General features: G+C 35.6%; 23 protein-coding genes and 5 tRNA genes. 11 read left to right on the top strand and 17 right to left on the bottom strand.

All coding sequences use genetic code 11. From position 1 onward, the window contains the following. Positions 1-16 precede the first annotated feature (16 nt). The 4 genes from BLS98_RS10190 to pepE form a co-directional block, all read right to left on the bottom strand. Positions 17-1,183, bottom strand: coding sequence for a sensor histidine kinase (locus BLS98_RS10190; protein ID WP_089736133.1), 1,167 nt, complete (start codon positions 1,181-1,183; stop codon positions 17-19). 6 nt (positions 1,184-1,189) lie between these two features. Beyond that, positions 1,190-2,563, bottom strand: coding sequence for a D-alanyl-D-alanine carboxypeptidase/D-alanyl-D-alanine endopeptidase (gene dacB / locus BLS98_RS10185; protein ID WP_089736131.1), 1,374 nt, complete (start codon positions 2,561-2,563; stop codon positions 1,190-1,192). A gap of 173 nt (positions 2,564-2,736) precedes the next feature. After that, positions 2,737-3,600, bottom strand: a complete 864-nt coding sequence (locus BLS98_RS10180; RefSeq protein ID WP_089736129.1) for a hypothetical protein — start codon at positions 3,598-3,600, stop codon at positions 2,737-2,739. Next, on the bottom strand, positions 3,600-4,292 hold the full coding sequence (pepE, locus tag BLS98_RS10175) for a dipeptidase PepE (protein WP_089736127.1): 693 nt from the start codon (positions 4,290-4,292) through the stop codon (positions 3,600-3,602). The genes BLS98_RS10180 and pepE overlap by 1 nt, the downstream gene beginning before the upstream one ends. A gap of 184 nt (positions 4,293-4,476) precedes the next feature. Here pepE and BLS98_RS10170 point away from each other — a divergent pair, with 184 nt between their 5' ends. Next, complete coding sequence (locus tag BLS98_RS10170; RefSeq protein ID WP_089736125.1) at positions 4,477-5,034, top strand: tetratricopeptide repeat protein; 558 nt, start codon at positions 4,477-4,479, stop codon at positions 5,032-5,034. Between the two features lie 76 nt (positions 5,035-5,110). Here the strand turns inward: BLS98_RS10170 and BLS98_RS10165 are convergent, their stop codons facing one another. Then, positions 5,111-5,599 (bottom strand): YdeI/OmpD-associated family protein, encoded by a 489-nt coding sequence (locus BLS98_RS10165; RefSeq protein ID WP_089736124.1) that lies wholly within the window; start codon positions 5,597-5,599, stop codon positions 5,111-5,113. 374 nt (positions 5,600-5,973) lie between these two features. Here BLS98_RS10165 and fsa point away from each other — a divergent pair, with 374 nt between their 5' ends. Next, on the top strand, positions 5,974-6,627 hold the full coding sequence (gene fsa, locus BLS98_RS10160) for a fructose-6-phosphate aldolase (RefSeq protein ID WP_089736122.1): 654 nt from the start codon (positions 5,974-5,976) through the stop codon (positions 6,625-6,627). Positions 6,628-6,683: 56 nt separating this feature from the next. Here fsa and BLS98_RS10155 read toward each other — a convergent pair whose 3' ends face one another. From BLS98_RS10155 to BLS98_RS10140, 4 genes are all read right to left on the bottom strand, one after another. Then, complete coding sequence (locus BLS98_RS10155) at positions 6,684-7,250, bottom strand: sugar O-acetyltransferase (protein ID WP_089736120.1); 567 nt, start codon at positions 7,248-7,250, stop codon at positions 6,684-6,686. 169 nt (positions 7,251-7,419) lie between these two features. Continuing rightward, positions 7,420-8,325 (bottom strand): GLPGLI family protein, encoded by a 906-nt coding sequence (locus tag BLS98_RS10150; RefSeq protein ID WP_089736118.1) that lies wholly within the window; start codon positions 8,323-8,325, stop codon positions 7,420-7,422. A gap of 55 nt (positions 8,326-8,380) precedes the next feature. Then, positions 8,381-10,102, bottom strand: a complete 1,722-nt coding sequence (locus BLS98_RS10145; protein WP_089736116.1) for a M56 family metallopeptidase — start codon at positions 10,100-10,102, stop codon at positions 8,381-8,383. Between the two features lie 5 nt (positions 10,103-10,107). Continuing rightward, positions 10,108-10,473 (bottom strand): BlaI/MecI/CopY family transcriptional regulator, encoded by a 366-nt coding sequence (locus tag BLS98_RS10140; protein WP_089736114.1) that lies wholly within the window; start codon positions 10,471-10,473, stop codon positions 10,108-10,110. 313 nt (positions 10,474-10,786) lie between these two features. Here BLS98_RS10140 and BLS98_RS10135 point away from each other — a divergent pair, with 313 nt between their 5' ends. The 3 genes from BLS98_RS10135 to BLS98_RS10125 all read left to right on the top strand — a co-directional run bounded on the left by BLS98_RS10135 (position 10,787) and on the right by BLS98_RS10125 (position 14,986). Next, entirely contained in the window at positions 10,787-11,023 is a 237-nt protein-coding gene (locus BLS98_RS10135; RefSeq protein WP_228425182.1) for a hypothetical protein, read from the top strand. Positions 11,024-11,416: 393 nt separating this feature from the next. After that, positions 11,417-13,777: a TonB-dependent receptor gene (locus tag BLS98_RS10130; RefSeq protein WP_089736112.1), complete on the top strand. Its 2,361-nt coding sequence runs from the start codon at positions 11,417-11,419 to the stop codon at positions 13,775-13,777. A gap of 6 nt (positions 13,778-13,783) precedes the next feature. Then, on the top strand, positions 13,784-14,986 hold the full coding sequence (locus BLS98_RS10125; protein WP_089736110.1) for a YncE family protein: 1,203 nt from the start codon (positions 13,784-13,786) through the stop codon (positions 14,984-14,986). Between the two features lie 151 nt (positions 14,987-15,137). Here the strand turns inward: BLS98_RS10125 and BLS98_RS10120 are convergent, their stop codons facing one another. Both BLS98_RS10120 and BLS98_RS10115 read right to left on the bottom strand, forming a co-directional pair. Next, a complete protein-coding gene (locus BLS98_RS10120) occupies positions 15,138-17,261 on the bottom strand; it encodes an outer membrane beta-barrel family protein (RefSeq protein WP_089736108.1) in 2,124 nt (707 codons plus the stop codon). An 11-nt stretch (positions 17,262-17,272) separates the two neighbouring features. Beyond that, on the bottom strand, positions 17,273-18,481 hold the full coding sequence (locus BLS98_RS10115; RefSeq protein ID WP_089736106.1) for a PepSY-associated TM helix domain-containing protein: 1,209 nt from the start codon (positions 18,479-18,481) through the stop codon (positions 17,273-17,275). Positions 18,482-18,992: 511 nt separating this feature from the next. On the opposite strand from BLS98_RS10115, the gene BLS98_RS10110 reads away from it, so the two are divergent. After that, positions 18,993-19,574: a hypothetical protein gene (locus BLS98_RS10110; protein ID WP_089736104.1), complete on the top strand. Its 582-nt coding sequence runs from the start codon at positions 18,993-18,995 to the stop codon at positions 19,572-19,574. A 338-nt stretch (positions 19,575-19,912) separates the two neighbouring features. Here BLS98_RS10110 and BLS98_RS10105 read toward each other — a convergent pair whose 3' ends face one another. After that, positions 19,913-20,359: a GNAT family N-acetyltransferase gene (locus BLS98_RS10105; RefSeq protein ID WP_089736102.1), complete on the bottom strand. Its 447-nt coding sequence runs from the start codon at positions 20,357-20,359 to the stop codon at positions 19,913-19,915. 196 nt (positions 20,360-20,555) lie between these two features. Between BLS98_RS10105 and BLS98_RS10100 the strand changes: the two genes are divergently transcribed. The 3 genes from BLS98_RS10100 (at position 20,556) to BLS98_RS10090 (ending at position 22,553) form a co-directional block, all read left to right on the top strand. Next, positions 20,556-21,269 (top strand): 2OG-Fe(II) oxygenase, encoded by a 714-nt coding sequence (locus tag BLS98_RS10100; protein WP_089736100.1) that lies wholly within the window; start codon positions 20,556-20,558, stop codon positions 21,267-21,269. A 164-nt stretch (positions 21,270-21,433) separates the two neighbouring features. After that, positions 21,434-21,691: an Ada metal-binding domain-containing protein gene (locus BLS98_RS10095; RefSeq protein WP_089736098.1), complete on the top strand. Its 258-nt coding sequence runs from the start codon at positions 21,434-21,436 to the stop codon at positions 21,689-21,691. A gap of 55 nt (positions 21,692-21,746) precedes the next feature. Further along, on the top strand, positions 21,747-22,553 hold the full coding sequence (locus BLS98_RS10090; protein WP_089736096.1) for a class I SAM-dependent methyltransferase: 807 nt from the start codon (positions 21,747-21,749) through the stop codon (positions 22,551-22,553). A gap of 554 nt (positions 22,554-23,107) precedes the next feature. On the opposite strand, the gene BLS98_RS10085 is transcribed toward BLS98_RS10090, so the two are convergent. From BLS98_RS10085 to BLS98_RS10065, 5 genes are all read right to left on the bottom strand, one after another. Beyond that, positions 23,108-23,180, bottom strand: a tRNA-Met gene (locus BLS98_RS10085). Positions 23,181-23,219: 39 nt separating this feature from the next. Then, positions 23,220-23,292: transfer RNA gene (locus tag BLS98_RS10080), tRNA-Met, on the bottom strand. Positions 23,293-23,331: 39 nt separating this feature from the next. Beyond that, positions 23,332-23,404, bottom strand: a tRNA-Met gene (locus tag BLS98_RS10075). Positions 23,405-23,442: 38 nt separating this feature from the next. Continuing rightward, positions 23,443-23,515, bottom strand: a tRNA-Met gene (locus BLS98_RS10070). A 38-nt stretch (positions 23,516-23,553) separates the two neighbouring features. Then, positions 23,554-23,626: transfer RNA gene (locus BLS98_RS10065), tRNA-Met, on the bottom strand. Between the two features lie 101 nt (positions 23,627-23,727). On the opposite strand from BLS98_RS10065, the gene BLS98_RS10060 reads away from it, so the two are divergent. Then, on the top strand, positions 23,728-24,339 hold the full coding sequence (locus BLS98_RS10060) for an L-threonylcarbamoyladenylate synthase (protein WP_089736094.1): 612 nt from the start codon (positions 23,728-23,730) through the stop codon (positions 24,337-24,339). A 60-nt stretch (positions 24,340-24,399) separates the two neighbouring features. Continuing rightward, positions 24,400-25,101 carry a CPBP family intramembrane glutamic endopeptidase gene (locus BLS98_RS10055; protein ID WP_089736092.1) on the top strand — a complete coding sequence of 234 codons (702 nt, stop codon included), beginning with the start codon at positions 24,400-24,402 and terminating at the stop codon, positions 25,099-25,101.

Here is a 25,101-nt window from a genome sequence, read left to right as displayed (position 1 = left end):
AGCCTTCTTAATCATTCTATACCTTTCTTATCGTAATTCTGAATGTAGTTCCTTTTCCAACCTCTGTCTGGGAAATCTTAATATCTCCATTATGATATTCGTGAATAACTCTCTGAGCTAATGACAATCCCAGTCCCCAACCTCTTTTCTTGGTTGAATATCCAGGTTTAAAAGCATTTCTTGCCTGTTGACTCGTCATTCCGCTGCCATTGTCTTTGACTTCTATCAGAATATTTTTATTTCTTTCAAAAACCGACATCACGATGGCACCTTCTCCTTTCATGGCATCCACAGCATTTTTCACAAGGTTTTCAATTACCCAGCTCATCAGGATTTTATTATGGGGAACTAATACTTTATAAGCAGGAAGGTGAAGCGTAAAATCAACTTTTCTTGAAATTCTTGTTTTTAAATAGTCATAATTTTCCTGAATCATTTCGTTGAAATTCATATCATTCAGTTCAGGAACGGAACCTATTTTTGAAAAACGTTCAGAAATGGTTCTTAGCCTTTCAATATCTTTTTCTATCTCATGTACCCCTTCAGAATCCGGATTTTCCATCTTCATGATTTCCATCCAGCCGATCATTGAGGATAAAGGAGTCCCGATCTGATGCGCGGTTTCTTTAGCCAGACCTGCCCACAGATAGCCTTCATCTGTTTTTTTTATGGTCTTAAAAAACCAGAAAGTAAATCCGAAATACAACAGAATAAACAATCCTAAAATATAAGGTGAATACCTCAGATTATTCAGCAATCGTGAATTATCATAATATACAAACTGATTATTCCCATCCGGAACTTTAATTTCAATCGGGTCGTAGTTTTTCTCCATATTCATAATCAGATTATGAAGCTTTTCTGGATTCTTGATTGTACTTTCAGGAATATTACGATAATATCCCAACTCAAGGATAGGATTTTTATATTTATCCGTCACAATAAACGGAATGGTATTATTAATATTAAGAATCTCAGGTAACAGATCCAGAACATCAGTATCAGGACTTTTTACTTCCTGCTGTATTCTGATAGCCTTGGAAAGTAAATTTATCCTTTTAATCTCCTCTTTTCTCAGGAAATTAATTAATGTTGTAGAAGACACTACAATGGCAATTACCAAGGTAGTCATGACAACAAAAATGATCCAGTTATTCAGTCTGGTTAATATGGATTTCCTCAAAGTTAATTATTTTAAAACGTTAAGAATTTTCTGCAGTTCTGCACTTCCACTCCCCTGATAATTATTGACAATAATTGAAAACACATATTTTTTCCCATCTTTTGCCGTGTGGTAACCTGCAAAGGATTTCGTATCCCTCATTGTTCCGCTTTTCATTTTCATGCCGTTGTCCTGAACCGGGAAGCCATCATAATACGATTCAAACCAGGATTGTTTTTTGGCATATAAAAGTGCCTGCACTTCAGCTTTTGCCGCCACATAATTCTGCGGAGAAAGTCCGCTTCCATCTGCAAAGTTTATCATATTCGGATTGATTCCTTTTGATTTCCAGAATTCTTTCAAATATGCTACTCCACTTTTAAAACTTGGATTTCCTTTTTTCTCTTTTCCTAAGGTTTTAATCAGCGTTTCCCCATAAAGGTTGACACTTTTTCTCAAAAACCAATAGATTATTTTATCGAGTGTTGGAGATTGGTAGGTAAGAATAACATTATTTTTAGGAGCTTCCAGTGCTTGTTTTCCATCTAACTCAATCTGTGAATTGGTGATTGCTTTTCCCGAAAGTTCAATGCCGGATTCTTTTAACCATTGCTTCACTTCCGTTGCCAGCTGTACAGGTGGATTAGGTGTAGAACCTGAAACCGTTACCGTTTTTCCTCCCGGAAGCATTCCGTTAATCAGTGCTACATTGGAATGAGGAGCTGTAAAGATTAAACTTTGATCGGAACTGCCACCTGCTTTCAGATCATTCAGCCATTTTACGTTTTCCAAAGGATAGGAAAAGCTTTTAAAATCGGTTCCATTGATGTTGATATCAAATTGGTTTTCTCTCCAATTGATTCCCCAAACTCCTGCACCATAATAATTTCCAAGATCATCCCACGGCCATCCGCCGGGAATTGTCTGATGGTCAAAATAAGAATCATCAATCACCAGATCACCGGAAATCTTTGTAATCCCGGAGTTTTTAATAGCTTCTATCAGTTTCTTTTTAAAACTTTCAGGTTTATAGGCTTCATATCGCCAGCTTCCCAGAGTAGGATCACCATTGGAACTAATGAAGAGGTTTCCGTTCAGATTCCCGCCAGATATACTTCCGGAATAGCTTGAAGTGGTAGTATAGGTATAATTTTTCCCTAATGCTTCTAAGGCAGCAGCGGCTGTAAATATTTTTTGAGTAGAAGCGGTAGAAAGGCCTTTGCTTCCCTGATATTCGTATATAAAATTGCCACTTTCATCTGACACATAAAATGATAAACTGGAGGCAACCGCACCTGAAGAATCCATAAGATCTTTGGTTGCTTTGTCTAGTTTCTGAGCTATATTTTGGGCCGAAACCATCTGTACAGAAAGAGTGAGAACTGCAAGTGTTTTTTTCATTGCATTGTTGTTTTATACTAAACGTATCATTCCAAATACCAACTGAAAGCTTGTGCACGCAGTTCAGAAGTCAAATGAAGAACCTAAGTTGCCAATGAGATCCTTCTGCGTTGGAATGACAGTCATTTAAAATTGTATCTATTACTTTATTTAAAATTCTAACTCAAATATAGTTAAAATAAAAGCTTTTTATATTCCTCTAGATCATCGAGAGTGAAAAGAATTTCATGGCCAGGAATTTTATCAAAAGAACAATCATAATTAAAATAATCCTCATAGCCATCCTCGTCTATGAACATATCCATTTGACATTCTTTTAAATATTCGAGCTTTTCTCCATAATCTTCCTCGTGATATTTACTGGCACCCCAAGGTTCATTATGGCAACGTAAACAGGATTTATGATATAGTGCTTTATGTCCGCACACTTCACAATCTTTTAGATTCTGGAACAAATCCGAAATTCTGCTCTGCCTATCTTCAGAAAACAAATGTAGAGGAACAGTCTTTAAAAGCAGATAATAATTCGGTTCCTGTGTGGAAAAAGAGAAATATTCATCAGTATTGATCTTCTTTTTAATGTAAAGTTTCAATGTTTGCAAATCAAATTCTACTTCCGCTTTTACAATATCTTTCATGTTCAGAATAGGGTTCTGTTTATAAACGATATTCTCATTTTCATCAATTTCCATGATGGGCTTCTGATCAATAAAATGATGAATGCATAAGGTGGTTTCCCACGAATTAATCATTCTGAGTTTCCCTTCATGACCACAAATCTCACAGACCTTTCCAGACAGTCGGGCATATTTATTGGTGATTTTTCTCAGCCTGGCATTCAATTCTTCATTTTCAGAATAAATATAGCAACGCAGTCCCCCGAATTTCTCTTTTCCAAAAACATCATGTTCCATATTCCAGCCTGCAGCCACCAATTCAGAGAGCATGTTTCCGATCAGATCATTCCAACCGGTACTGTTTACTGAAAAATTCTTCAGGTTTCGTTCTATAAAGCTATTGATGTCCTGCTGTTTCATTATAAAGAACTTCCTGCTACTATTTCGTAAGGTTCTTTTCCTTTTTCAAAAATTCTGGTCAACTCACTTCCTTCTACCGTAATAGTATCATTAACTCTTCTGATCCAGTTTCCTTCTCTAAGACCTACTACCTTCATATTATTTTGGGTAAGAAATTCCATGATACGGGTTTCTCTTGTTTCTCCGTTATGTTTTAAATCCGGATTCGGATCAAGATAATGTGGATTAAGATTAAACGGAACCAATCCCATACAGTCGAAGCTTGGCGGATATACAATCGGCATATCGTTCGTTGTTTTCATATTCTGCCCTCCGATATTGCTTCCTGCGCTGCATCCAAGGTATGGTTTTCCGTTGGTTACATTTTCTTTTAACACAGACATTAAACCTTCTTCGTGTAATGTTTTCACCAATAAAAATGTATTGCCACCGCCGGTAAAGAAACCTTTTGCCTGGTTTAAAGCTTCAGTTTTATTTTCAAACTCATGCAATCCTTTTACTTTGATGTTGATGGTTTCGAAAAAAGAACGGGCTTTTGCCGTATAATCATCATGGGAAATACCTCCCGGTCTTGCAAAAGGAACAAAAACTATTTCGTCAATTCCTGCATATAATTGGATTAATTCTGCTCTTAAATATTCCAGATATTCTCCGCCGAAAAGCGTAGAAGTAGAAGCTAATATGATATTCATAGGATTATTTTGATTATAAAAATAGACTTACAAAGATAAGTTCTAACCTCAACGAATCAAAAATTAATCTAAAAAAAACAGGAATCCCGTTAATATTTTCTAAAAAACCTTAAAACCTCTAAAATTTGAGCTTTTATGGAATTATTATTGAATTTTAGAAATCCGAATTATAAAATATAAGATTATGAAAATGCCGAAAGTTAACATCAAAAACCTATTTGCAGGTTTAATTCTTGTAGGAAGCGCAAGTTTTGTAACTGCACAAACCACTCAAACGGACAGTGCAAACAGTACAGCAACTCAGGCTGCTACAACTCAACAAAACCCTACTATTGAAGGTCTTAAAAAACAAATTGAAACCAATCCAAAAGATACGGAAGCCTTAGCTAAACTGGCCACTATTTACCAGGAAGCATCAGACTGGACCAATGCAATTGAAACCTGGAAAAAAATATCCGTTTTATTACCTGATTGGGCTCCGTCTTATTACAGCCAGGCTTATGCTTATCAGTCAGCTAAAGATGATGCCAATGCAAAGATGGCCTATGAAAAGTATGTTGCCGCTGTAAAACCGGAAGAAGTAGAGCAGAATAAGAAAAATCTGGCCTATGCTTACTTCTATATTGCCTTCTCAGAACAGCAAACTGATCCGAATAAGGCAAAAGAACATATTGCAAAATCATTGAAATACGATCCTAACAACCAGGATGCTATAAAATTGAGCAAAGCTTTAAATTCATAACTAAAGAAACAAACTCCGGAAGACATTTCCGGAGTTTGTTTTTTATTTAACCTGATCTCTTCACAAAATCTTGATTCTACTCAATTGTCTTCCCAAAGAAATCTGTTTCTCCATGCAAATGCCGGATAATTTTTTCAATATTACGCCGGATGCTGGCTTCTGTTTTCAGATTGTTGATATAACGGATTAATTCATGTCGTCTGGAAGGAATCAGTTTTTCAAAGTTACTCGTAGCCAATGTACTATCTTGTATGGCTTGTTCCAATTGAGGATGAATGGAAATACTTCTGTCTGAGTTATCATATTCCAACCTCACTTCAATGGTTTCTCCAATCCTTTTTGGAGAATTTTTCAGCATTATTAAATTCACATATAGCCTCCACTCGCCCAGATATTTCATCAGGTTTTGCTGAAATTCTTTTCCATTAACCGTTCCTTTCACCGGAATCGGACTTTTATTTTTTCCTGAGGCTTCAAAAATATCTTCCAGAATTTCTTCTGGAATAAAAACGAAAGGATTGATTCCTATGATTTCTAAAGTGGCTGTAAAGGTGGTGTTTTTCATGACGATTGAATTAAAACAAAATTAACTAATAGATTTTATATTACCTCCAATTCTTTTGGTGACCACAACTATTGCTTACTACTCATGATAAACTACCCCGTCTTTTTGCTTTGTAAAAAGCCACCCCTTCAGAGAAGGGGAATGTGAGGCATAATTAGCTATTTTCTCCAGAGTTGTTTTTCAGTGTTTTTTTATCATTAGATTTTATCCTTTCTCTCTCCAATTTACCTATTCACTTTTACTCTTTATAACCTTAACATCTCTATTACTCTAAAACACTAACGCTCTCCCTCCCGAACTCCGTTCCTGAAAAAATCATATCTCAGAACTCAATTAAATGACTTATCTTTGCAGTAATAAATCTATTTAACAAAATGAAATTTTTTATTGACACAGCTAATTTAGAGCAAATCAAGGAAGCTAAAGATCTTGGAATCTTAGATGGTGTAACTACCAACCCTTCATTAATGGCTAAAGAAGGTATTCAGGGAACTGAAGCAATCAACAACCATTATAAAACGATCTGCGAGCTTGTAGACGGAGATATTTCTGCTGAAGTACTTTCTACAACTTATGAAGAAATGATTAAGGAAGGAGACGAATTGGCTGCAATCCACCCAAATATTGTGGTTAAAATCCCAATGATTAAGGATGGTATCAAAGCATTAAAATATTTTTCTGATAAAGGAATCAGAACTAACTGTACATTGATCTTCTCTGCAGGACAAGCTCTTTTAGCAGCTAAAGCAGGAGCTACTTATGTTTCTCCGTTCCTTGGAAGATTAGATGATATTTCTACAGACGGATTAAACCTTATCCAAGAGATCAGATTAATTTTCGATAACTATATGTTCGAAACTGAAATCTTAGCAGCTTCTATCCGTCACTCAATGCACATCATCGACTGTGCTAAAATTGGAGCTGATGTGATTACATCTCCACTTCCTCCAATCTTGAGCTTATTAAAGCACCCATTAACAGACAGCGGATTGGCTCAGTTTATTGCTGATTCTCAAAAGTTATCTTAATTACGGACTGTTATATCAGATATAAAAATCCCGGAACTTCGTTCCGGGATTTTGTTTTATTCATTCTCTTCAATATTTCTCACAACTTTACAGGGGTTTCCTACCGCTACAACGTTCTCCGGAATATCTTTGGTAACCACACTTCCTGCTCCTATTACTGCATTATTTCCAATAGTAACGCCAGGTAAAACCACTACATTGCCGCCAAACCATACATTATCTCCTACCGTAATGGGACGGGCATATTCCAACCCGGCATTTCTCTGTTTTACATCAAGTGGATGTCCTGCTGTATAAAAACTACAATTAGGCCCGATAAAAACATTATCCCCGAATACTACCTTAGCACAATCTAAAATCACAAGATTATGATTGGAATAAAAGTTCTCACCTACTTCAATATTATAGCCATAGTCACACCAGAAAGAAGGTTCAATACACAGGTTTTCTTTTGTACTTCCTAAAATTCTTTTAAGCACCTGACTTCTTCCTTCTGTATCAGAATTCTTCAATCCATTATATTCTAAGCACAGATCTTTACAGGCTATTCGCTCCTGAATAAGTTCCGGATCATAATTCGCGTCATATAAAATTCCTGTTTTACATTTTTCTTTTTCTGTCATAAAGATTTCTCGTTTAAAGTTTGACGTTTAAGATTGTTAAAAATAGAAATATTTCCCCGGAATAAAGCCACAATCTCTCCAACCTATTACCTATTACCTATTACCTATTACCTAACAAAAAAAACAGAACAACCTTTTGAGTTATCCTGTTCAGTAGAAAATAATAATTTTAGTTCACCAGATCCGGTTCTATCGGATTGTTATCTTTTTGAAGTTTATCTTTCGTTCTTTTTTCCATTTCTTTGAAAATCTGGCTCGGATCTGAAAACTCCTTTCCATCCGCTGTTTTTACTTTAAAAGCAACCTGGGTTCCCAATTCACCACCATTTCTCATCATCATCTCCCTCATACCTTTTGTAGGATCATTTACATAGGCTTTCCAGGCTTTCTTAAACTGATCTTTAGTTACTTCAATTTCCTTTCCTCCTAATCCTAATATCTTTACTTTTTCAGGAAGTTGAACTTCTTTTTCAGCATTCTGATTTTGTACAGTTTTATTTCCTACCAACTGCATACTGTGGGATCCTGTAGCATCTTCTATTTTCACAATAAGTCCCGGAAGTCCATAAAATACATACGGCCCATCCTGAAAGGGAATATCTGTTGTAAACCATGCTGTCCATTCTCTTCCGCCAAAGCTTGTGGTTGCTTTTTGAGCATTATATTCTCCAATTTTTTGTTTATCAGATAAGATTTTCCATTCCGGTTTTTTATCATCTTTGATTTTATATTTATCCATGGAGATGCTTCTGAAAAGATAAGTTTTAAAATCAGGATACTGCTTGGTTACTTTATAGGAAACATCACCTGGCCTTTCGGTTTTGTTCATTTTTAAACTTCCGCCACCATTATTGATCTGTTTTTCAAGATCTGCTCTCATTGTGGAATCTGCTACAAATTTATCATGGCTGTAATAGTTTGATCCGTTTTTATCAATATCCAGAAACATTATTTCCTTCTTTACATCCTCTTTATTGTTGGAGTCCGGAATAAATTTGTATTCATAATAGAACCTGTTCATCTGTGCATTAGCCAGTATTCCCAGGAACATAAAAAATAGAATCTTATTTTTCATAATGGATGATAAAAAAGGCTTTGTCAATACGATATTGGCAAAGCCTGGTTGAACTTTATTTTTTTGTCTGAATTCTTATTTCATTCTGCGTCCCCCGTATTGCATTTTCCTTAATGATATTAATGCTTGCAATATTTTCAGGCTTTAGAGAATGAGCTTCTTCTTTGGAAATTTCAACTCCATCAATGAAGTATTTTATATTATCCATACCTCTCATATTATACTTCTTCACCCCATTCATAGTGATGTTTCCATTTCCGTCTCTTTTAATGAAATCTGCCTGCAGCACCATTACTTTGGGATAACCTTTTACTGTTGTGAAGCTCATGTTCTTTGTGGCAATCTCGGCTTCCTGTCTTGCCTGTTCTGCAATTACCTTAGCCTGCTCAGCTGCTTTTTTTGCAGCTTCCACATCAATTTTAGATTTTTCAACTTCTATTCTGGCTTGTTCAGCTGCTTTTCTTCCGATTTCTGCAGCATCCACACCCAATTTTGCGGCTTTCTTACCTATTTTTTGAGCTTCCTTAGCCGCTTTTGCAGCTTCTCTCTCTATTTTTCGAAGTTCTTTTTTATCAAGAGGCTCCATATTTTCAAGCTCCTCCATTTGTTTTTTCCATTCAGGAGAATTAAAATACGCTTCTACCTGTCTGCTGGATTCATCTGTAATTTCAGTCATGGCAGAAACCAGTTCATCTATTTCCTCCATTTTCTTTTCAAAAGCATTGCTGTCAGGATCAAGTTTACTTAACTCTTTCTGTTTTCCTTCCATTTTTTTCTGAAGCTCAGCCAATTGCTTGTTGGAATCTTCAGGGTCAGGCAATCCTGTTTTCTCTTTATGCTCTGTTTTTTCTTTTACAGTATCATTTTTAATTTCTGTAAGTGCTTTTTTAACAGAAAGGTTAGTTTCTTCAATTTCTCTGTTCTTAGCGTTTACCAGATAAGCAAAAGCTACAGTGAATAAAACCGGCAACGCAAGGATTCTACGCGCATACCCGAATTTGGTTTTTGGTTTTTGTAACATTTTAAGTCTTTTTTTAAGGTTTGAACTTAGAAACGGACTGGAAGCAGGCAACTGGGTTCCGGAAAAGTGGCTTGCTAAAAGCATCTGCGCAAATGCTTTGGTGTCCGAATTCTTTACGGCTTTTTTATCAGCCAGATATTCATGGATTAAACTAATTTCTCTTTTAATGATATGAAAGAACGGATTGAACCAGAAAACAGCTGTAACCACTTCAATAAGGATCTTATCAAATGAGTGTTTCTGTTCAATGTGAACCATTTCATGTTTTAAAATCTGCTTCCCTACATCAGAATCCAGGATAATGGTATTCTTCCAGAAAAGGTTTTTAAAATATGAAAACGGAGCTTCGGTAAGGTCTGTACGGTAAAAATTAATCCCGTCAAAGCTTTCTTTCTGAAACTGTCCCTTAAACTGCTGAATCTTAAAGATCCCGTAGATAAGCTTCCCTAAAAAGTAGAGAGAAACCAGTCCCAGAGCTGAAAAAATAATGTTAAAATAAAGGTTACCATTGCTTACGTTTTTTTGTGTGTTAAAATTTTGAATCTTATCAAGCAGCAAATACACATCACTATTAACTTCTATTGTAAAATCATCCACTTTAATAAGCGGTAACAACAGTGATATCACAATTGCCAATAAAAGATAAAATCTGTTATAATGATGGAATGTCTTGTCTTTTAAAGACAACTGATAATACAGAAACATTACACCTGAACATAAAATTACTTTTCCAAAGTATAGAAGTATAGTTTCCATGGTTATTAGTCTTTGTTTTTAAGTTCGTCCAGTAACATTTCAAGATCTTCTACAGTCATTTCATTCTTTTCTACCAGAAATGAAACGGCACTTTTATAGGATCCTTTGAAATAATTTTTCACAAGGCTCTTCATGGTCTTTCCTGAATACTGCTCTTTGGTGACCAACGGAAAATACTCATGCTGTCTTCCGTGTACATTATAGTCTACGAATTCCTTATCCTTTAATACTTTTAAAATAGTGGAAACGGTGTTGGTATGTGGTTTTGGTTCAGGAAACAGATCAAGAATATCTTTAAGAAATCCTTTTTCCAATTTCCATACATACTGCATTACCTGTTCTTCTGCCTTTGTTAAAGTCTGGTTTTTCATGTCCTTTCATTTATCATTAAAGTGATACACAAATTGCAATTCCTATATCACTAAGAAATTAGTTATACAAATGTAGAAATAAATTTGAATCAAACAACTATTTTTTTAGTGATAAACTAAATCCACCATTTAAACACCTGTAAATCAACATTATAATTTTCATTCAAATATATTATTTTTTTAATAAAATAAAACTATTCTTTATTAATTGGCAGAAAAACTACAGCTTTCAATTGAATTTTTCACTAGTCATTACGGAAATCCATAATAAACGTAATAGACTCTATATTATATTTGGATACATTTTACTGTTATGAAAACATTCTATTATCTCTTACTATTATTAATTACCATTTCCTGTTCGAGTCCTACTCAGCGTCCTACTTTAAAATTTACAAAAGAAGAGTATCCTGGAAAATGGCCCTTCTCTGTAAATGAAATTGAAGTTTATTGTTCTGGCTACAAAGAAATTTACTGTGAGGCCAGTAATGGAAAAGTCTACACCTTAATGGTTCTGCAAAGGGAATTTCAGATCATAATCCTTCTATAAGCAAGATCGAAGAAATATGGCTGGATGATCCTGACTTAGTTGGATTAAAAATTTCATATGGTGATTTTATCACTGAAGGATTGAAACTCTGTGAGAACAAATAAGTTAAAAGAAAGATTGGTTTATTATTAAGTTTTCACCACAACTCCATCAAAACTGACTACATACCTAGAATAGGACCCTGTATAACAGATGATATTTTTCATACAAAAAAGAAAAGAAAATGCCTTTTATATTTTTTAATATTTGATTTTAAAGCAATTACAAATTGTATTTAAATTCAATCTGCAAATGAAAATTAATTATAATTAGAATAATTAAAAATAAAGAAGTAGTTTCCTTTGAGGATTCATAGGGATACTTTAATTTTGCTATTTATAATAATTATAAATAATGAAATTATATCAGCGAATTTTTATTTTTCTCATTTTCACTCTTTCAATTTCCCACATTACAGCACAGGATACCGGTTTATCCGTTCAGGGAGTTGTAGAGGATCACAAAAAACAGGGATTAAACGGAGTAACCATTTTTGTTGAAAACACAAAAATTAAAACACAAACCGATCAAAACGGAAATTTCAGAATTCATTACAAAAAAGGAGAAGCTACATTAGTTTTCAGTTTGGACGGCTACAAAAAGTTCAAAAAGAAAATGAACTTTAGCAATGAAGGATCTCCGGTAAGTATTCAGTTAGAAGAAGATCAATCGGTGGTAAAGGAAGTTATTGTACACGGTAAAGGTAAAGTGAAAGCACTGCAGGACGGTGCTTTTACCGTTAATGCCATAGATGTTGCAAAACTAGCCAATACCACGGCAGATCTTAATCAGGTTTTGAACAGAACCACAGGGATTAAAGTTCGTCAGCAAGGAGGTGTAGGTTCCGACTATAACTTCTCTATTAACGGAATGTCCGGTAAAGCCGTAAAATTCTTTATAGATGGTGTTCCTTTGGAAATGCTCGGCAAAGGTGTAGATCTGAGTACCTTACCAGTAAATATGGCAGATCGTGTGGAGATTTATAAAGGTGTTGTACCTATTCATCTGAGTACCGATGCTATGGGTGGAGCTGTTAATATTATTACTCCCGGAAGCAGCAAAAATTATCTGGATGCAGGGATCAGTGTAGGATCTTTTAACACGCAGAGAATTAATCTGAATGGACAGTTTAAGGATGATAAAACGGGAATTATCCTACGCATCAACAGTTTTTATAACCATTCGGATAATAACTATCTGATGAAGGATATGAAAATCTGGAATCCTGCCAAAAATGAATACGAGCCAAGAAATCTAAAACGTTTTAATGACCGCTATCAATCTGTTTTTGGAATGGCTGAACTCGGGATTGAAAACAAAAGCTGGGCAGATTCTTTCTTTATAGGAGCGTCGCAATCAGTTTTTGATAAACAGATACAGACAGGTTCTAATCAGGATGTGGTGTATGGTGGAGTAAAACAAACCGGAGAAGCTCATAATTACTTTATGAAGTATAAAAAGGCCAGTCTCTTCAATGACCATTTGGATTTGAATGTGTACGCAGGTTTCTCTAGAAGTGTTCAGAAAGCAACCGATACTCTTATGCGTAAATATAGCTGGGATGGAACTTTTGAACCCTCCGCTACCAGTGAAAAAGGAGGCAGAAGCATAATCATGCAGCATGAAGACCGTCTTTATTCACAGATAGGGGCAACTTACAGAATTGTTGACCATCATAAGCTGATCTTTAACTATGTACTCGATTATCTTAAGAATACTACATTCAATAAACTGGAGGAAGAGAAAGATGATGTAGTTCCGGCGAAGATGACCAAGCAGATCTTGTCTATGGCCTATCAACAGGAATTTTTCAATAAACACTGGACCAATATTTTCTTTGCTAAATATTATAAGGTAGGACTTCAGAAGATGGTTTTCGATCAGGTAACCAGAACTGATAAGCCGGTAAAAGATAATTTCAGTAATTGGGGTTATGGTTTTGCTACCACTGTAAAAATCACCAGAGATTTAGGTATTAAAGGATCTTTTGAACGTTCTTACCGTTTGGTAGAGCCACAGGAAATCTTCGGAGATGGTGTTGCCATAACCAGTAATATGAACCTGAAACCTGAAACCAGTAATAATATAAATGTAGGTTTATATTACAGCCATCATTGGGGCGAGCATGCTTTCCGTGTAGAAGGTGCAGGATACATCCGTGATACAAAGGATTTTATTTTCACCGTTCCTAATTTATACAACAGTACTTTCAAATATGAAAACCTGTCTAATATTCTTACCCGCGGACTGGAAGGAGAGCTAAATTATCAATATAAAAGACTCCTGAATGTGCTGATGAATGTAAGCTACAACAAAGCTTATGACAATACAAAATTTGCCAACAACAGCGAAGATGTTATTTCAGCAACTTACAAAAAAGATGTGCCTAACCAACCTTGGTTATTTGGAAATGTGAATGTAAGCATCGGTAAAGACGACTGGTTTCAGAAAGACAGCCGTGTAGAGCTTTACTATGGATTACAAATGACTGAATGGTTTTACAAGAACTGGAAAACTTACGGAAACCCAAGAAACATTCCTATTATCCCAAGACAAACCCTTCACAACATAGGAATAAGCTACTCTATGAAGAACGGAAGATATAATTTGGCGTTCGATGTAACCAATCTTAGTGATGCACTGGCTTATGATAACTTCAAACTTCAGAAGCAGGGACGTGCTTTCTATATAAAATTCAGATATCTACTTAAGTAAAAGACCATGACACAATATTTCAGAAACAGTATACTTTTATTACTTACATGTTTAACCATCATTGGTTGTGAACGTGAACCAGATGCCGGAAGTTCCGGAAGCGGTGAAAAAGACTATAAATATTTCCTTCTTTCCGCTTTAGGAAGCTGGCCTAATACCGTACACTATATGACGGCTACCAATGACCTTACCCAAGGTGCCATGGATATTACCAAAGAAGGTGATGAGATTAATTCTAAGGGAACCTATTCCTACATTGTAAAAAATGGTTTTATTTACAACTACAAAACCGATCAGGGAGTCTTCAAAAAGTTTAAATATACACAAGATAGGCTGACTACGGCAAAAGAAGTTCCTTATACCTATATCAGCGATATTTCCAGCTATGTATGGGTAGATGATAATACTTTGGTATTGGTTGGAGAAACCGGTGATGGTCAGCATATCCGTTATACAGTTTTCAATGCCTCAGACCTTAGTATTATCCGCCAAGGTGAGATTGAAGGATTCCAACCTTTTCCGGATGCCTATAACTTCTATACACTAGGCTCTATGACCTATATGGACGGACAAATCTATCTGCAGTATAGCTACCGTAATGGAAAATGGATAACTCCTGAATATTACAACTTTGCCGTAATCGATTATAACACCTTCAAAGTAAAACATTCAGTAGGTGACAACCGAAGCTCTGGCGTAGCTAATGGTTCACCTTATTTTAAAACCGCTTTCAGAAAAGATAATGAAGCCTTTTATTATGCATGTTTCCCACGTATAGGAGCTGGAACAAGTAAAATTCAGCTTTTCAGAACGCTTAAAGGAGCTACTTCACCTGATGCGACTTATCAGATCAATCTTACAGATCTTGTAGGAGGTAAAACATTGGAAACAATGATCGATTATATTGGTAATAATAAGATGGTAATTCTATACCGTGATCCGGCTTTGGGTAACACTTATAATGGCCGTTATGCTATTGTAGATATCCAAACCAAACAATTGGTTAGAGTATTGGATGAACTGCCCGGAGATGAACCTTATGAACAAGCCGTATTTGTTCAGAATAAAAAATTATACATTGCTGTAAATGCTAGTAAAGGAGGAAACTATGTATGGATCTATGATCTGCAAACTGATAAAATAACTAGAGGAATGAAGCTTCCGGATAATATCTCAGGTTTTGCAAGATTTGATAAACTCTATGACTAAGCAGAGTCTTTCAATTTCGTAGAAAATATAGGATATTTACTTAATAAAAAACTGTTCTCAATTATTTTGAGAACAGTTTTTTATTTCTGGTTAGATTGTCACGATTAAGTTTATCCTTGACAAGGTTTCTAACCTTGACAAGGATCATATTCTAAAGCTTGTAATTGAATGACAATGTTATCACACGGCTGTCCAGATTATATTTCTGTCGGATAGTAGAACTGAAATTGTCTCCTGTTACACGGTAATTATTTGTTTTTAATAAATCCGTTACCGCTAATTTTACAGTTGCTTTATCCTTCAATAATGTCTTCGAAACCCCCAATGTCAGATCAAAGTAAGCATCACGGATAAACAGTCCAATATTTGATTTTGAGAAATACTGTCCATTAATCTCGGCTTTCATACCTTTTGCAATATTGAAACTGTTTTGGGCATTGAGCGTAAAGGCCAGCTGTGAACTGTTTACCGAGTAATTTTGATAATTCCCTTTATACTCATTGTTGAAAATATTGAACATAGATGTAAGTGACCACCAATTGAAAAGCTTTGTAGTAGCCGTTATATTGGCTCCGTATACATATGATTTGTTCAGATTATCCTGAGTTTTTACAAGAATCCCTGTGTCCGGCTGATAATTGTAAACTTCTGTCATTACATCGTTAGTTACACTAAAATAAGCTGATGCTATGATGTATTTTCCCCAGGTATATCCTAATTCTGTAGCATGGGTAAACTCTGGGTTCAGATTCGGATTTCCTTGCCAGTAATTGAACGGGTCGTCGTAAAAACGGAATGGGTTCAAATCGAAGTGACTTGGTCTGTTGATCCTTTTACTGTATGAAGCATAAAATCCATGCTGATCGTTCACCTGATATTTGATTGAGGCACTCGGAAACAGATTCGTATACTCTCTTTTTCGCTGCTCCTGAGATGTTTTCTGGTTGATGTCTGTATGGGTCATTTCTGTTCTCAATCCCAGTTGGAAAGTCCATTTCGTAAGATTTAGCTTATAGTTGGCATATAATGCATGAATCTGCTCTTTGTATACATATTCATTACTTGCCTTATCGTCATTAATCCACTCTTTTCCCTGCTGTATAAAATATTCAGAAGGGTTATTATTAGATTTTATCGTAGACTTCAATCCTGTTTCCAGACTATGTTTTTCGCTAAATGGAAGTGTGAAATCTACTTTAGCATTGAAGACTTTCAGGCGGGAAGCAATACTCCCTCTCCTATTATTAAATTTCTCTGTCCCTTGATTCACTAACACATCCGAAAGCTGATGCTGATGGGAAGTAAAACGTGAAGTTTCATATTCCAGATCCACATCTACCTTATAATCCTTATCATTGAAAATGTGTGTTCCCTTTAGGTTATAGGTATAATCATACCAGTTTTCTTTGCTTTTGTTATCTGAAAGCACATGGGCAAACAAATTATCTACAGGCTGAAATATTCTGTTTTCACCCTTCGAAAAATCTTCATATCGCCCTATTTTAGCATCGAATAAAGCACCAATGGATGTTTTATCACTGAAAGCATAATCTGCTCCTACTTTAAAGTTATTGGAAGTTAAAGGCTCATTAGTTATTGAATTCTGATCTGTTCTGCGAGTCATCAGCTGAGGCTGTTTTTCATCAAAAAAAACCTGACTGAAATCCTTTCTTTCTTCCTCACCGCGGAAAGTATAACTGTAATCTCCATGCAGAGACAGTTTCTTATGGGTGTAATTCAAACTCAATCCGGTATTAACTCTATTCTTACGACCTCTTCCGCCGTTCACATAATAATTCCCGCTAAGTCCCTCCAATGAACTCTTTTTAAGAACAATATTAATGATCCCGGCATTTCCGGCAGCATCGTATTTGGAAGAAGGATTGGCAATAATTTCAATATTCTTTACCAAAGTAGAGTTGGTAGAACGTAACAGATTGGCCAATTCCTTAGCGGACAGGGAACTGAGCTTACCGTTAATCATTACACTTACACCTTTCTTTCCACGTAACGACAGCTCGCCATCCTGAGAGACTACTACCCCAGGTGTTTTGCCCAATACTTCCAACACCGTAGTACCATCAGATAATACACTGTTTTCTACATTAAAAATCATTTTATCAGCTTTCTGCTGAAAAACCGCTTTGTTGCCCTTTACTACGATGCCGCTAATCTCAGAAACTTTATCTGTCTGCAAAGAATCGTTCTGGCTTTCCGTTTGCCCGTAAGCATTCAGGCTCGCCATTAAAGGTAGCCATATATAGTGTTTCTTCATGAATAATGGGTTTAGGTTGTTGTTTTCTTTTTATTTTTTCGGCCCCACCAGATCATAAATCCGGTTACCGGCAATGAGGCACAGAACAAACTCATGATAAATGCCAATATTTTTCCGGGCATTCCGAAGAACGCACCCACATGCAAATCATAGGTAGCATCCGTAGCTCTTTCAGCCATAGGCTTGTTTTCGTGTGGATGATTAAACAGCAGCTTTCCTGAATGTTCATCAAAAATCATCATCGAAGATTCAGCATAAGTAAATTCTTTTTCTTTAATCCAAATGCTTAAATTCTCATGTTTATGGTCTGCTTGGGCATGGTCTTCCAGATCAACCCCAAAGGAATAAGCTTCCGGATAATGAATTTTTACCTGTTCAACAATACGGTCTATGGTTGTTACAGATTCCGCAGATTCCGGAGCTGTTGTTTTATACTTACTGAAATCCGTTGTCGCTGAAGAGAAGCCATTAAGTACTACATAAACCCACATTTGGGTAATACGGAACGAATACATAATTCCGGTAATCGCTACAATGAAAGCAAGAAAAGAGGCATAAAACCCAAGGATATTGTGTACATCATAGTTCTTACGTCTCCAGCCTTTTACCTTCTCCCATTGGAACCATAAGCGTTGTTTACGCATCTTTTTATTCTTTGGCCACCATAAGACAATTCCGGTAACCAGCATGACTACGAAAATAATTGTAGCTACACCTACAATAGTACCACCCACTTTATCGCTCAGCAGCAAAGAACGATGCAGAGCCATACAGATAAAGAAAGGATTATTTTTTACATCATATATGGCAAGTACTTTTCCGGTATATTGGTTTACATACACGTTTTTATAGATAATAATGCTATTGAAGTGATGCCAGCCATCAGGATTACCTTTAATCAGTCCAAATTGGTAAGAACGGGCAGGATCAATAGGAATGGTTACTTCATCTGTTTTTACGATTTCATTTTTCAGTTGGGCATTAACCAGATCTTTTAACTCATGTAAAGGGATTGGTTTTTTATGCTGAATATCTTTCTCCCCATGAAAGATGTCTTCTTTACGCAATGCAGCAGTAATATCTTCATTAAAAACAAAAAATGCACCTGATAAAGAAACAATTAAAACAATAATACCGGAAAGCAGGCCTAGCCACAAATGAGCTTTCAGAATATATTTTTTGAAGATACCTTTGGATTTCTTTCTACCAGTCTCTTGCATATTACCCTTATTTAGTCTTATTAAAAATAAATGAAATGCAAATATAACTTTATTTGTAATAATTCTAAACAGAGAGAGAACTTTATTTCACTTGAAAACCTGATTTTTATTAGGAATTATGAGAATTGATCTTACTCAAGATAAAGAAAAGGTATGATTCTCTAGAATATTCAGTCAATCTAAAATTTCTAAAAGATTAATATCTCACTTTAAATAATGCAAAATTCTTTATAAATCTTCAACTGAAGGGTTGAAATCTCATCAGTTTTAAAGGCAAGATCCTGTATCCTCCAATTTGGTAATTTAAATATGAACATCCGATATACACATGAATTTTATGTATTATTAAGAAATTTTATAAAAAAATCACCACAACAAACAGTTCAAAACCATCATTTATACAAAGATGAACACTTTACATTGTAGATTTGTTAAATTTTATTAAATAAAATTAAAATGAATTTGTTAAAACCGGGAAATTATATTTATTTTAGTGCCTTAAAAATTTCTCATGAAAAGATATAATTTATTGATTGTACTACTGCTGCTTATTTTTAATGTTACTACAGCACAAAAGAAAAAATCTCCAGCTGCTGATCTTAGCATCTTAAAGGATACTAAATCTAAAATTGAAGCTACAGTTCCATTAGTCATTCAACATCTTCAGGCCATTGCTACAAAAGAAGGCGACAATAATATCGTTATCAACGGAAAAACTGCACTGGGAAAAGAATATGGCATCTTAGAATCCGAATGGTTTTTATACAGAAATAATATGAAAAACTGTATTATGAACAACTCTTCCAAGAAAGCTAAAAAATGTATGGAATACCATACTCAATACCTTAGAAATACATTCATCAATTATAGCAACTATATTTCTAACCTTACCAGAAAAAATGGATACTTAGGAGTAGAAGGAGATACTAAATTTGAATTCAAACCTGCTGACATCGCAACGAAGCTTACCGAGGCCTATTTCAATGCTAACGATGCTGCAGGCAGAATGAAAGCAGACCAAAAAAGAGAATTCCTTGGAACCACGATGAGCGACGACAATAAGTTAGCACCTTATGCGCAACTGGCTCAATAAGAAAACATATATTCTAACAATATAAAAAGAGAACTGCTTTTGCAGTTCTCTTTTTTTGTAGCAAAAAATCCCCGCCAAAAGCAGTTTTGTGGTACTAATCATAAAACCTGGGGAAAAAGTAGAAATAAGGCGGAGATAATTTGCATAAACTCTATAGAATCAACTGTCCTACCCTTGATCTATAAGAGTTGTACAAAAATAGGACTATGTGCCCTACCCATAAAAGAATAGCTGTAGAATTAAATATCAGCAATTGTAGAAGTAATACTACTCATTATTACGTATAAATAACTAATGCCAGAGGGAATAAGTATCCCATATCAACTTTCATTTTTTGTTTATTTCCACCAGTGGTAGTAATTGTGTAATCCATCATATTCAAATCCACAACGAGGATATAGTGTGTTTCCAATTTCATTTGTTTTCTCCGTTTCAAGCATCAGTCCGCAAGCTCCTGTTTCCTCACACCATTGCTTACTGCGGTCTATTAACCCTACAGAAAGTCCTTTCCCTCTATAGTCAGGGTGTACAAATAAGTCGCTCAGCAGCCATTGTTTTTGTAATTTAGTATAATGGAATAGTTTGTAAAGCTGTACAAATCCTGCGGCTTTACCATCAACATAGGCTAGGAAAATATCAGACTCACTGTTCAGGAATCTTTCTTTAAGAAACGCTTTTCCTTTTTCTACATCAGATTCCTGTCTGTAAAAAACACGGTAAAGATTAAATAATTCTGCAGTTTCATTAAGATCCTCAAGACTCGCTTTTTTAATTGTGTAATTCATTGTTATATTGATTTTAATTAACACTGCAAAAGTATCTTTAAACAGGACTATAATCACCATCCAGATTTAAGTTATAAAGATAGTCCAGAAGGTTGGTAACCAGATTTAAGAATATTCTACAAAAGCCTACATACCGCACGTTTCGGATTTTATACATCCTTACAACTTCAGACCTTTGCTCAACAAAAGCAAAACAATGACAGATCTACTCCAAAGAATTGAAAATACAGATTGGCAGTCTATTACGGAATCTATGCATCAGAACGGATATGCCGTTCTTCCCAATCTATTATCAAATGACGAATGTGATACGCTAAGTTCTGATTACAATCAATCTGAACTCTATCGTAAAACCGTTGTCATGGCTCGACATCGTTTCGGTTTGGGTGAATATAAATATTTCAATTATCCGCTACCGGAATTACTTCAGAACCTAAGAACCCATATTTATCCACATCTTGCCCCAATTGCCAATACATGGTTTAAAGCTTTAAATATTGACACATCGTTTCCTTTAGAACATCAGAAATTTTTGAAGCAATGTCACTCCAACAATCAGCTAAAAGCTACTGTCCTGATTTTGAAATATGGAGAAGGTGGTTTCAATACTTTGCATCAGGATTTATATGGTGATCTTTATTTCCCTATTCAGATTGTATTGATGCTGAGTGAACCTGAGCAGGATTTTACAGGTGGTGAATTTGTCCTTACTCAACAAGTGCCAAGAGCCCAATCCAAAGCCATCGTTTTAAAACCTAAAAAAGGAGACATTCTTATATTTACCACCAATTTTAAACCCGAAAAAGGAACAAAAGGATATTACAGGATCAACATGAAACATGGCGTAAGTGAAGTAAAAACAGGAAAACGTTATGCCTTGGGAATTATTTTCCATGATGCAGAGAGTTGATTGGAGTAAAAGATGGAAGATGGAAGCGGGAGGATGGAAGTTAATGGTAGACATAAAATCCATACCCCCATTCAATTCAATTAATTACAATACAACAACATTTAAACTCCAGGCTTCAGGAACTTCCCCCTTCCAGCCTCCAGCTTCCTTACTACAATAAAAACATGCTACTACACTCACAACTTTCAGATTCAGAACTAAGAAGTAAAATACGAAAGCAGGAAATCCATCTGGGTGGAAATAAAAACCTGAAAATATTTGGATTACTTAGCTGTAGATCAGGAAAAAGAATGAAAAAAGGAAACAGGGTTTTCTTTACCGATAAATTTGAAGCTTTACAAAATGGATATCGTCCATGTGGTCATTGCATGAGAGAAGAATATCAACAGTGGAAGTTGCAACAAACTCAACATTTAAAATAAAGATAAATTTTATGTAAATTAGTAACTTTCATATTCATTAAAAACTAATTACAAAATGAAACCCGAAAATAACTATCTAGAAATTAACAGAAACTCCTGGAATAACAGAACCGAATCTCATATCAATTCAGAATTTTATGATGTGGATGGATTTTTGAATGGAAAAAGTTCCTTAAACGATATTGAACTGAATCTATTAGGAGATTTAAAAGGAAAATCTGTTTTACATTTACAATGCCATTTTGGGCAGGATACCATTTCTCTAAGCAGACTTGGAGCTGAAGTAACAGGAATTGATTTATCTGATAAAGCCATTGAAAGCGCTCAGCAATTGGCACGTGAGACGAATTCAAATGCTCAATTTATCTGCAGTGACGTTTATGATCTTCCTAATCATCTGGATAAACAGTTTGATATTGTTTTTACCAGCTATGGAACTATTGGCTGGTTACCGGATCTTGATAAATGGGCTAAAGTCATTACCCACTTTTTAAAACCTAACGGGAAATTTGTATTTGTTGAATTCCACCCTGTAGTTTGGATGTTTGATGATAACTTTGAATCAGTAGGTTACAGATATTTTAATTCAGAAGCCATCGTAGAAACTGTAAGCGGAACCTACGCTGATAGAAATGCAGATATAACTGAATCTACTGTAACATGGAACCATGGATTAAGTGAAGTAATGAACAGCCTGATCAAAAACGGACTAGAAATCAACAGTCTTGATGAATTTGATTATTCTCCTTACAACTGTTTCAACGGAATCGTTGAATTTGAACCCAAAAAATATAGGATAGCCCATTTGGAAGACAAAATCCCTATGGTTTACTCTGTAGTGGCTACGAAGAAGAATGATTAATATCTTCTGAATCTCCAAAGATACCCTCAGTATCTTGGAGCTAGAAACACAGACCCATATTTTTTGCCACGAATGCACGAATAAATAAGTTTTAAAAGCCTATGTACCTTTGTATTTTTTTTTAACCACATAGGCACATAGGCTTTATCTGTAAACAAAATCATTCATGCATTCGTGGTGATTATTTTTTTCAAAAATCTGCCTCATCTGCAAAATCTGCGAGAGTTTTTTATAAAACGTTACGTGGCCATTAAAAAGGAATCAAAAGCTCCCTTATAAGCATCTGTGTAATCAGTGAAATCTGTTAGAAAACTATCCATATTCAGTTTTATCGGAGATAAAATCCTTGTGCCTTACAACAGCAGTCATTCAAAAAGGCTTTGCAGCTTTGCGATTTCCAACCTATTTTCAAAGTTGAGATTGCTTCGCTTTGCTCGCAATGACAAAAACGCTGGTAGAAGTATTCATCAATTATATAATCAGGAAAGTATATGAAGGTATTAATAGCAGGAAATAAAAAAGAGAAGCAATATCAAATTACTTCTCCAGCTTAGTAGCGGGAACCGGACTCGAACCGATGACCTTCGGGTTATGAGCCCGACGAGCTACCTACTGCTCCATCCCGCGGTGTATTTTTAGAGTGCTTACCGAAGGCACTTAACTTAGTAGCGGGAACCGGACTCGAACCGATGACCTTCGGGTTATGAGCCCGACGAGCTACCTACTGCTCCATCCCGCGGTGTATTTTTAGAGTGCCTACCGAAGGCACTTAACTTAGTAGCGGGAACCGGACTCGAACCGATGACCTTCGGGTTATGAGCCCGACGAGCTACCTACTGCTCCATCCCGCGGTGTATTTTTAGAGTGCTTACCGAAAGCACTTACTTAGTAGCGGGAACCGGACTCGAACCGATGACCTTCGGGTTATGAGCCCGACGAGCTACCTACTGCTCCATCCCGCGGTGTATTTTTAGAGTGTTTACCGAAAACACTTGCTTAGTAGCGGGAACCGGACTCGAACCGATGACCTTCGGGTTATGAGCCCGACGAGCTACCTACTGCTCCATCCCGCGATATTGGATTGCAAAGGTACGAATATTTTTCACAAATCCTAATTTTTCTTTTAAATAAAGGACTTTTATGAAAACTATTTTATTATTTGTATCTTTGTTTTATGGCAAAGATATTAAAAATTTATCCCGACAACCCACAGGAAAATCTTGTGAATGAAGTCATTAAAACATTAAATAATGGCGGATTGATTATCTATCCCTCCGATACAATTTATGCACTTGGCTGTAATATTTTTGATATAAAAGCCATGGAGAAGCTGGCTCAACTCAAAAAATTAAAGCTTGAAAAGTCAAAATTCTCGATAATCTGTAATGATCTGAGTCATCTTTCTGACTTTACAAGACCTATAGATACTTCAGTGTTCAGATTTCTGAAAAGTCACCTTCCGGGGCCATTCACTTTTATTCTTGAAGCTAACAAAAGCTTGCCTTTAGCTTATAAAGGACATAAAACAATCGGTATCCGTGTACCGGATCATCCCATTCCACAGCTTATTGTTGAAAAATTGGGCCACCCTATTGCATCAACCTCCATCAGAGATGATGATGAAATTATCGAATATTCTACAGATCCAGAACTGATTGCTGAAAAATACGATCATCTGGTAGACATCGTTATTGATTCCGGATATGGAGATAATGTAGCATCAACTATTGTGGATCTTACTTCCGGAGAACCTGAAATTATTCGTCAGGGAAAAGGAATTATTTAATTCAAAAGTTTTGACATTTAAGGTTCTGGTGTAGCATAATAGTTATGGTTGATAGGTTTTATGGGGCTTAATGGAAAATATTCTGTAGGAATTCTACTTACATTTGTGCTTTTAGGCATCATGATGCTTTATGTTTTCCCTGTTATCAGTATGATTACAGGGGTAAAAACGGTTACAGGAAATACTTTCTCTCTAAGTAGAATTGCTCTTTGGGCCGTTTTACTTATCACATTTCTGTATAGTCTTTTTATTGAAAAAGGTTCTTTTTTACTTAAAATAGAAAAGAAATATTCAATTGCATTCAGCATTAAGGCGGTAATCGTTTTATATCTGGCCTGTGTTTTTGGGGGAGCTATTTTAAATGGATTGATTCAGTTTTTAATCCATAAAGAAGATGGCAGTAAAATTTTACAATTCACTACCCTTTTTAAAAATGATTATTTTTTAATTATTTTTACATGTTTTACAGCCGGCGCTGTAGAAGAGCTTCTGATGCGCGGATATATACAACCCAGGATTGAGAAAATATATAACAGTCCGTTAGCTGGGATCTTAGTCTCTGCTGCTTTATTCGGAATTCTGCACAGCACTTACGGAACCATAGGTCAGGTCGTTGTACCTTTCTTTATTGGAGTCGTTTTTGCTATGTTTTATAAAAAATATTCAAATATTAAAATTCTTATTGTCTGTCATTTTATGATTGACTTTGTCACGCTGATGGCAATGAATTTTATTGATTTTAAACATTTATCTGTATTTTAA

Origin of the sequence: Chryseobacterium jejuense (assembly GCF_900100075.1) — a bacterium.
Lineage (GTDB): Bacteria > Bacteroidota > Bacteroidia > Flavobacteriales > Weeksellaceae > Chryseobacterium > Chryseobacterium jejuense.
This window is presented reverse-complemented; position numbering and strand designations above follow the sequence as displayed.

Excerpts from the sequence above, each read along its gene's own strand:
- BLS98_RS10165 (WP_089736124.1), bottom strand. The coding sequence starts at position 5,599 with ATGAAAAACACCACCTTTACAGCCACTTTAGAAATCATAGGAATCAAT.
- BLS98_RS10095 (WP_089736098.1), top strand. The coding sequence starts at position 21,434 with ATGCTACTACACTCACAACTTTCAGATTCAGAACTAAGAAGTAAAATA.
- BLS98_RS10150 (WP_089736118.1), bottom strand. The coding sequence starts at position 8,325 with ATGAAAAATAAGATTCTATTTTTTATGTTCCTGGGAATACTGGCTAAT.
- BLS98_RS10170 (WP_089736125.1), top strand. The coding sequence starts at position 4,477 with ATGAAAATGCCGAAAGTTAACATCAAAAACCTATTTGCAGGTTTAATT.
- BLS98_RS10110 (WP_089736104.1), top strand. The coding sequence starts at position 18,993 with ATGAAAAGATATAATTTATTGATTGTACTACTGCTGCTTATTTTTAAT.
- BLS98_RS10055 (WP_089736092.1), top strand. The coding sequence starts at position 24,400 with ATGGGGCTTAATGGAAAATATTCTGTAGGAATTCTACTTACATTTGTG.
- BLS98_RS10135 (WP_228425182.1), top strand. The coding sequence starts at position 10,787 with ATGAAAACATTCTATTATCTCTTACTATTATTAATTACCATTTCCTGT.
- BLS98_RS10120 (WP_089736108.1), bottom strand. The coding sequence starts at position 17,261 with ATGAAGAAACACTATATATGGCTACCTTTAATGGCGAGCCTGAATGCT.
- pepE (WP_089736127.1), bottom strand. The coding sequence starts at position 4,292 with ATGAATATCATATTAGCTTCTACTTCTACGCTTTTCGGCGGAGAATAT.
- BLS98_RS10060 (WP_089736094.1), top strand. The coding sequence starts at position 23,728 with ATGGCAAAGATATTAAAAATTTATCCCGACAACCCACAGGAAAATCTT.
- BLS98_RS10100 (WP_089736100.1), top strand. The coding sequence starts at position 20,556 with ATGACAGATCTACTCCAAAGAATTGAAAATACAGATTGGCAGTCTATT.
- BLS98_RS10155 (WP_089736120.1), bottom strand. The coding sequence starts at position 7,250 with ATGACAGAAAAAGAAAAATGTAAAACAGGAATTTTATATGACGCGAAT.
- BLS98_RS10125 (WP_089736110.1), top strand. The coding sequence starts at position 13,784 with ATGACACAATATTTCAGAAACAGTATACTTTTATTACTTACATGTTTA.
- BLS98_RS10115 (WP_089736106.1), bottom strand. The coding sequence starts at position 18,481 with ATGCAAGAGACTGGTAGAAAGAAATCCAAAGGTATCTTCAAAAAATAT.
- BLS98_RS10140 (WP_089736114.1), bottom strand. The coding sequence starts at position 10,473 with ATGAAAAACCAGACTTTAACAAAGGCAGAAGAACAGGTAATGCAGTAT.
- BLS98_RS10145 (WP_089736116.1), bottom strand. The coding sequence starts at position 10,102 with ATGGAAACTATACTTCTATACTTTGGAAAAGTAATTTTATGTTCAGGT.
- BLS98_RS10105 (WP_089736102.1), bottom strand. The coding sequence starts at position 20,359 with ATGAATTACACAATTAAAAAAGCGAGTCTTGAGGATCTTAATGAAACT.
- BLS98_RS10180 (WP_089736129.1), bottom strand. The coding sequence starts at position 3,600 with ATGAAACAGCAGGACATCAATAGCTTTATAGAACGAAACCTGAAGAAT.
- dacB (WP_089736131.1), bottom strand. The coding sequence starts at position 2,563 with ATGAAAAAAACACTTGCAGTTCTCACTCTTTCTGTACAGATGGTTTCG.
- BLS98_RS10130 (WP_089736112.1), top strand. The coding sequence starts at position 11,417 with ATGAAATTATATCAGCGAATTTTTATTTTTCTCATTTTCACTCTTTCA.
- BLS98_RS10090 (WP_089736096.1), top strand. The coding sequence starts at position 21,747 with ATGAAACCCGAAAATAACTATCTAGAAATTAACAGAAACTCCTGGAAT.
- fsa (WP_089736122.1), top strand. The coding sequence starts at position 5,974 with ATGAAATTTTTTATTGACACAGCTAATTTAGAGCAAATCAAGGAAGCT.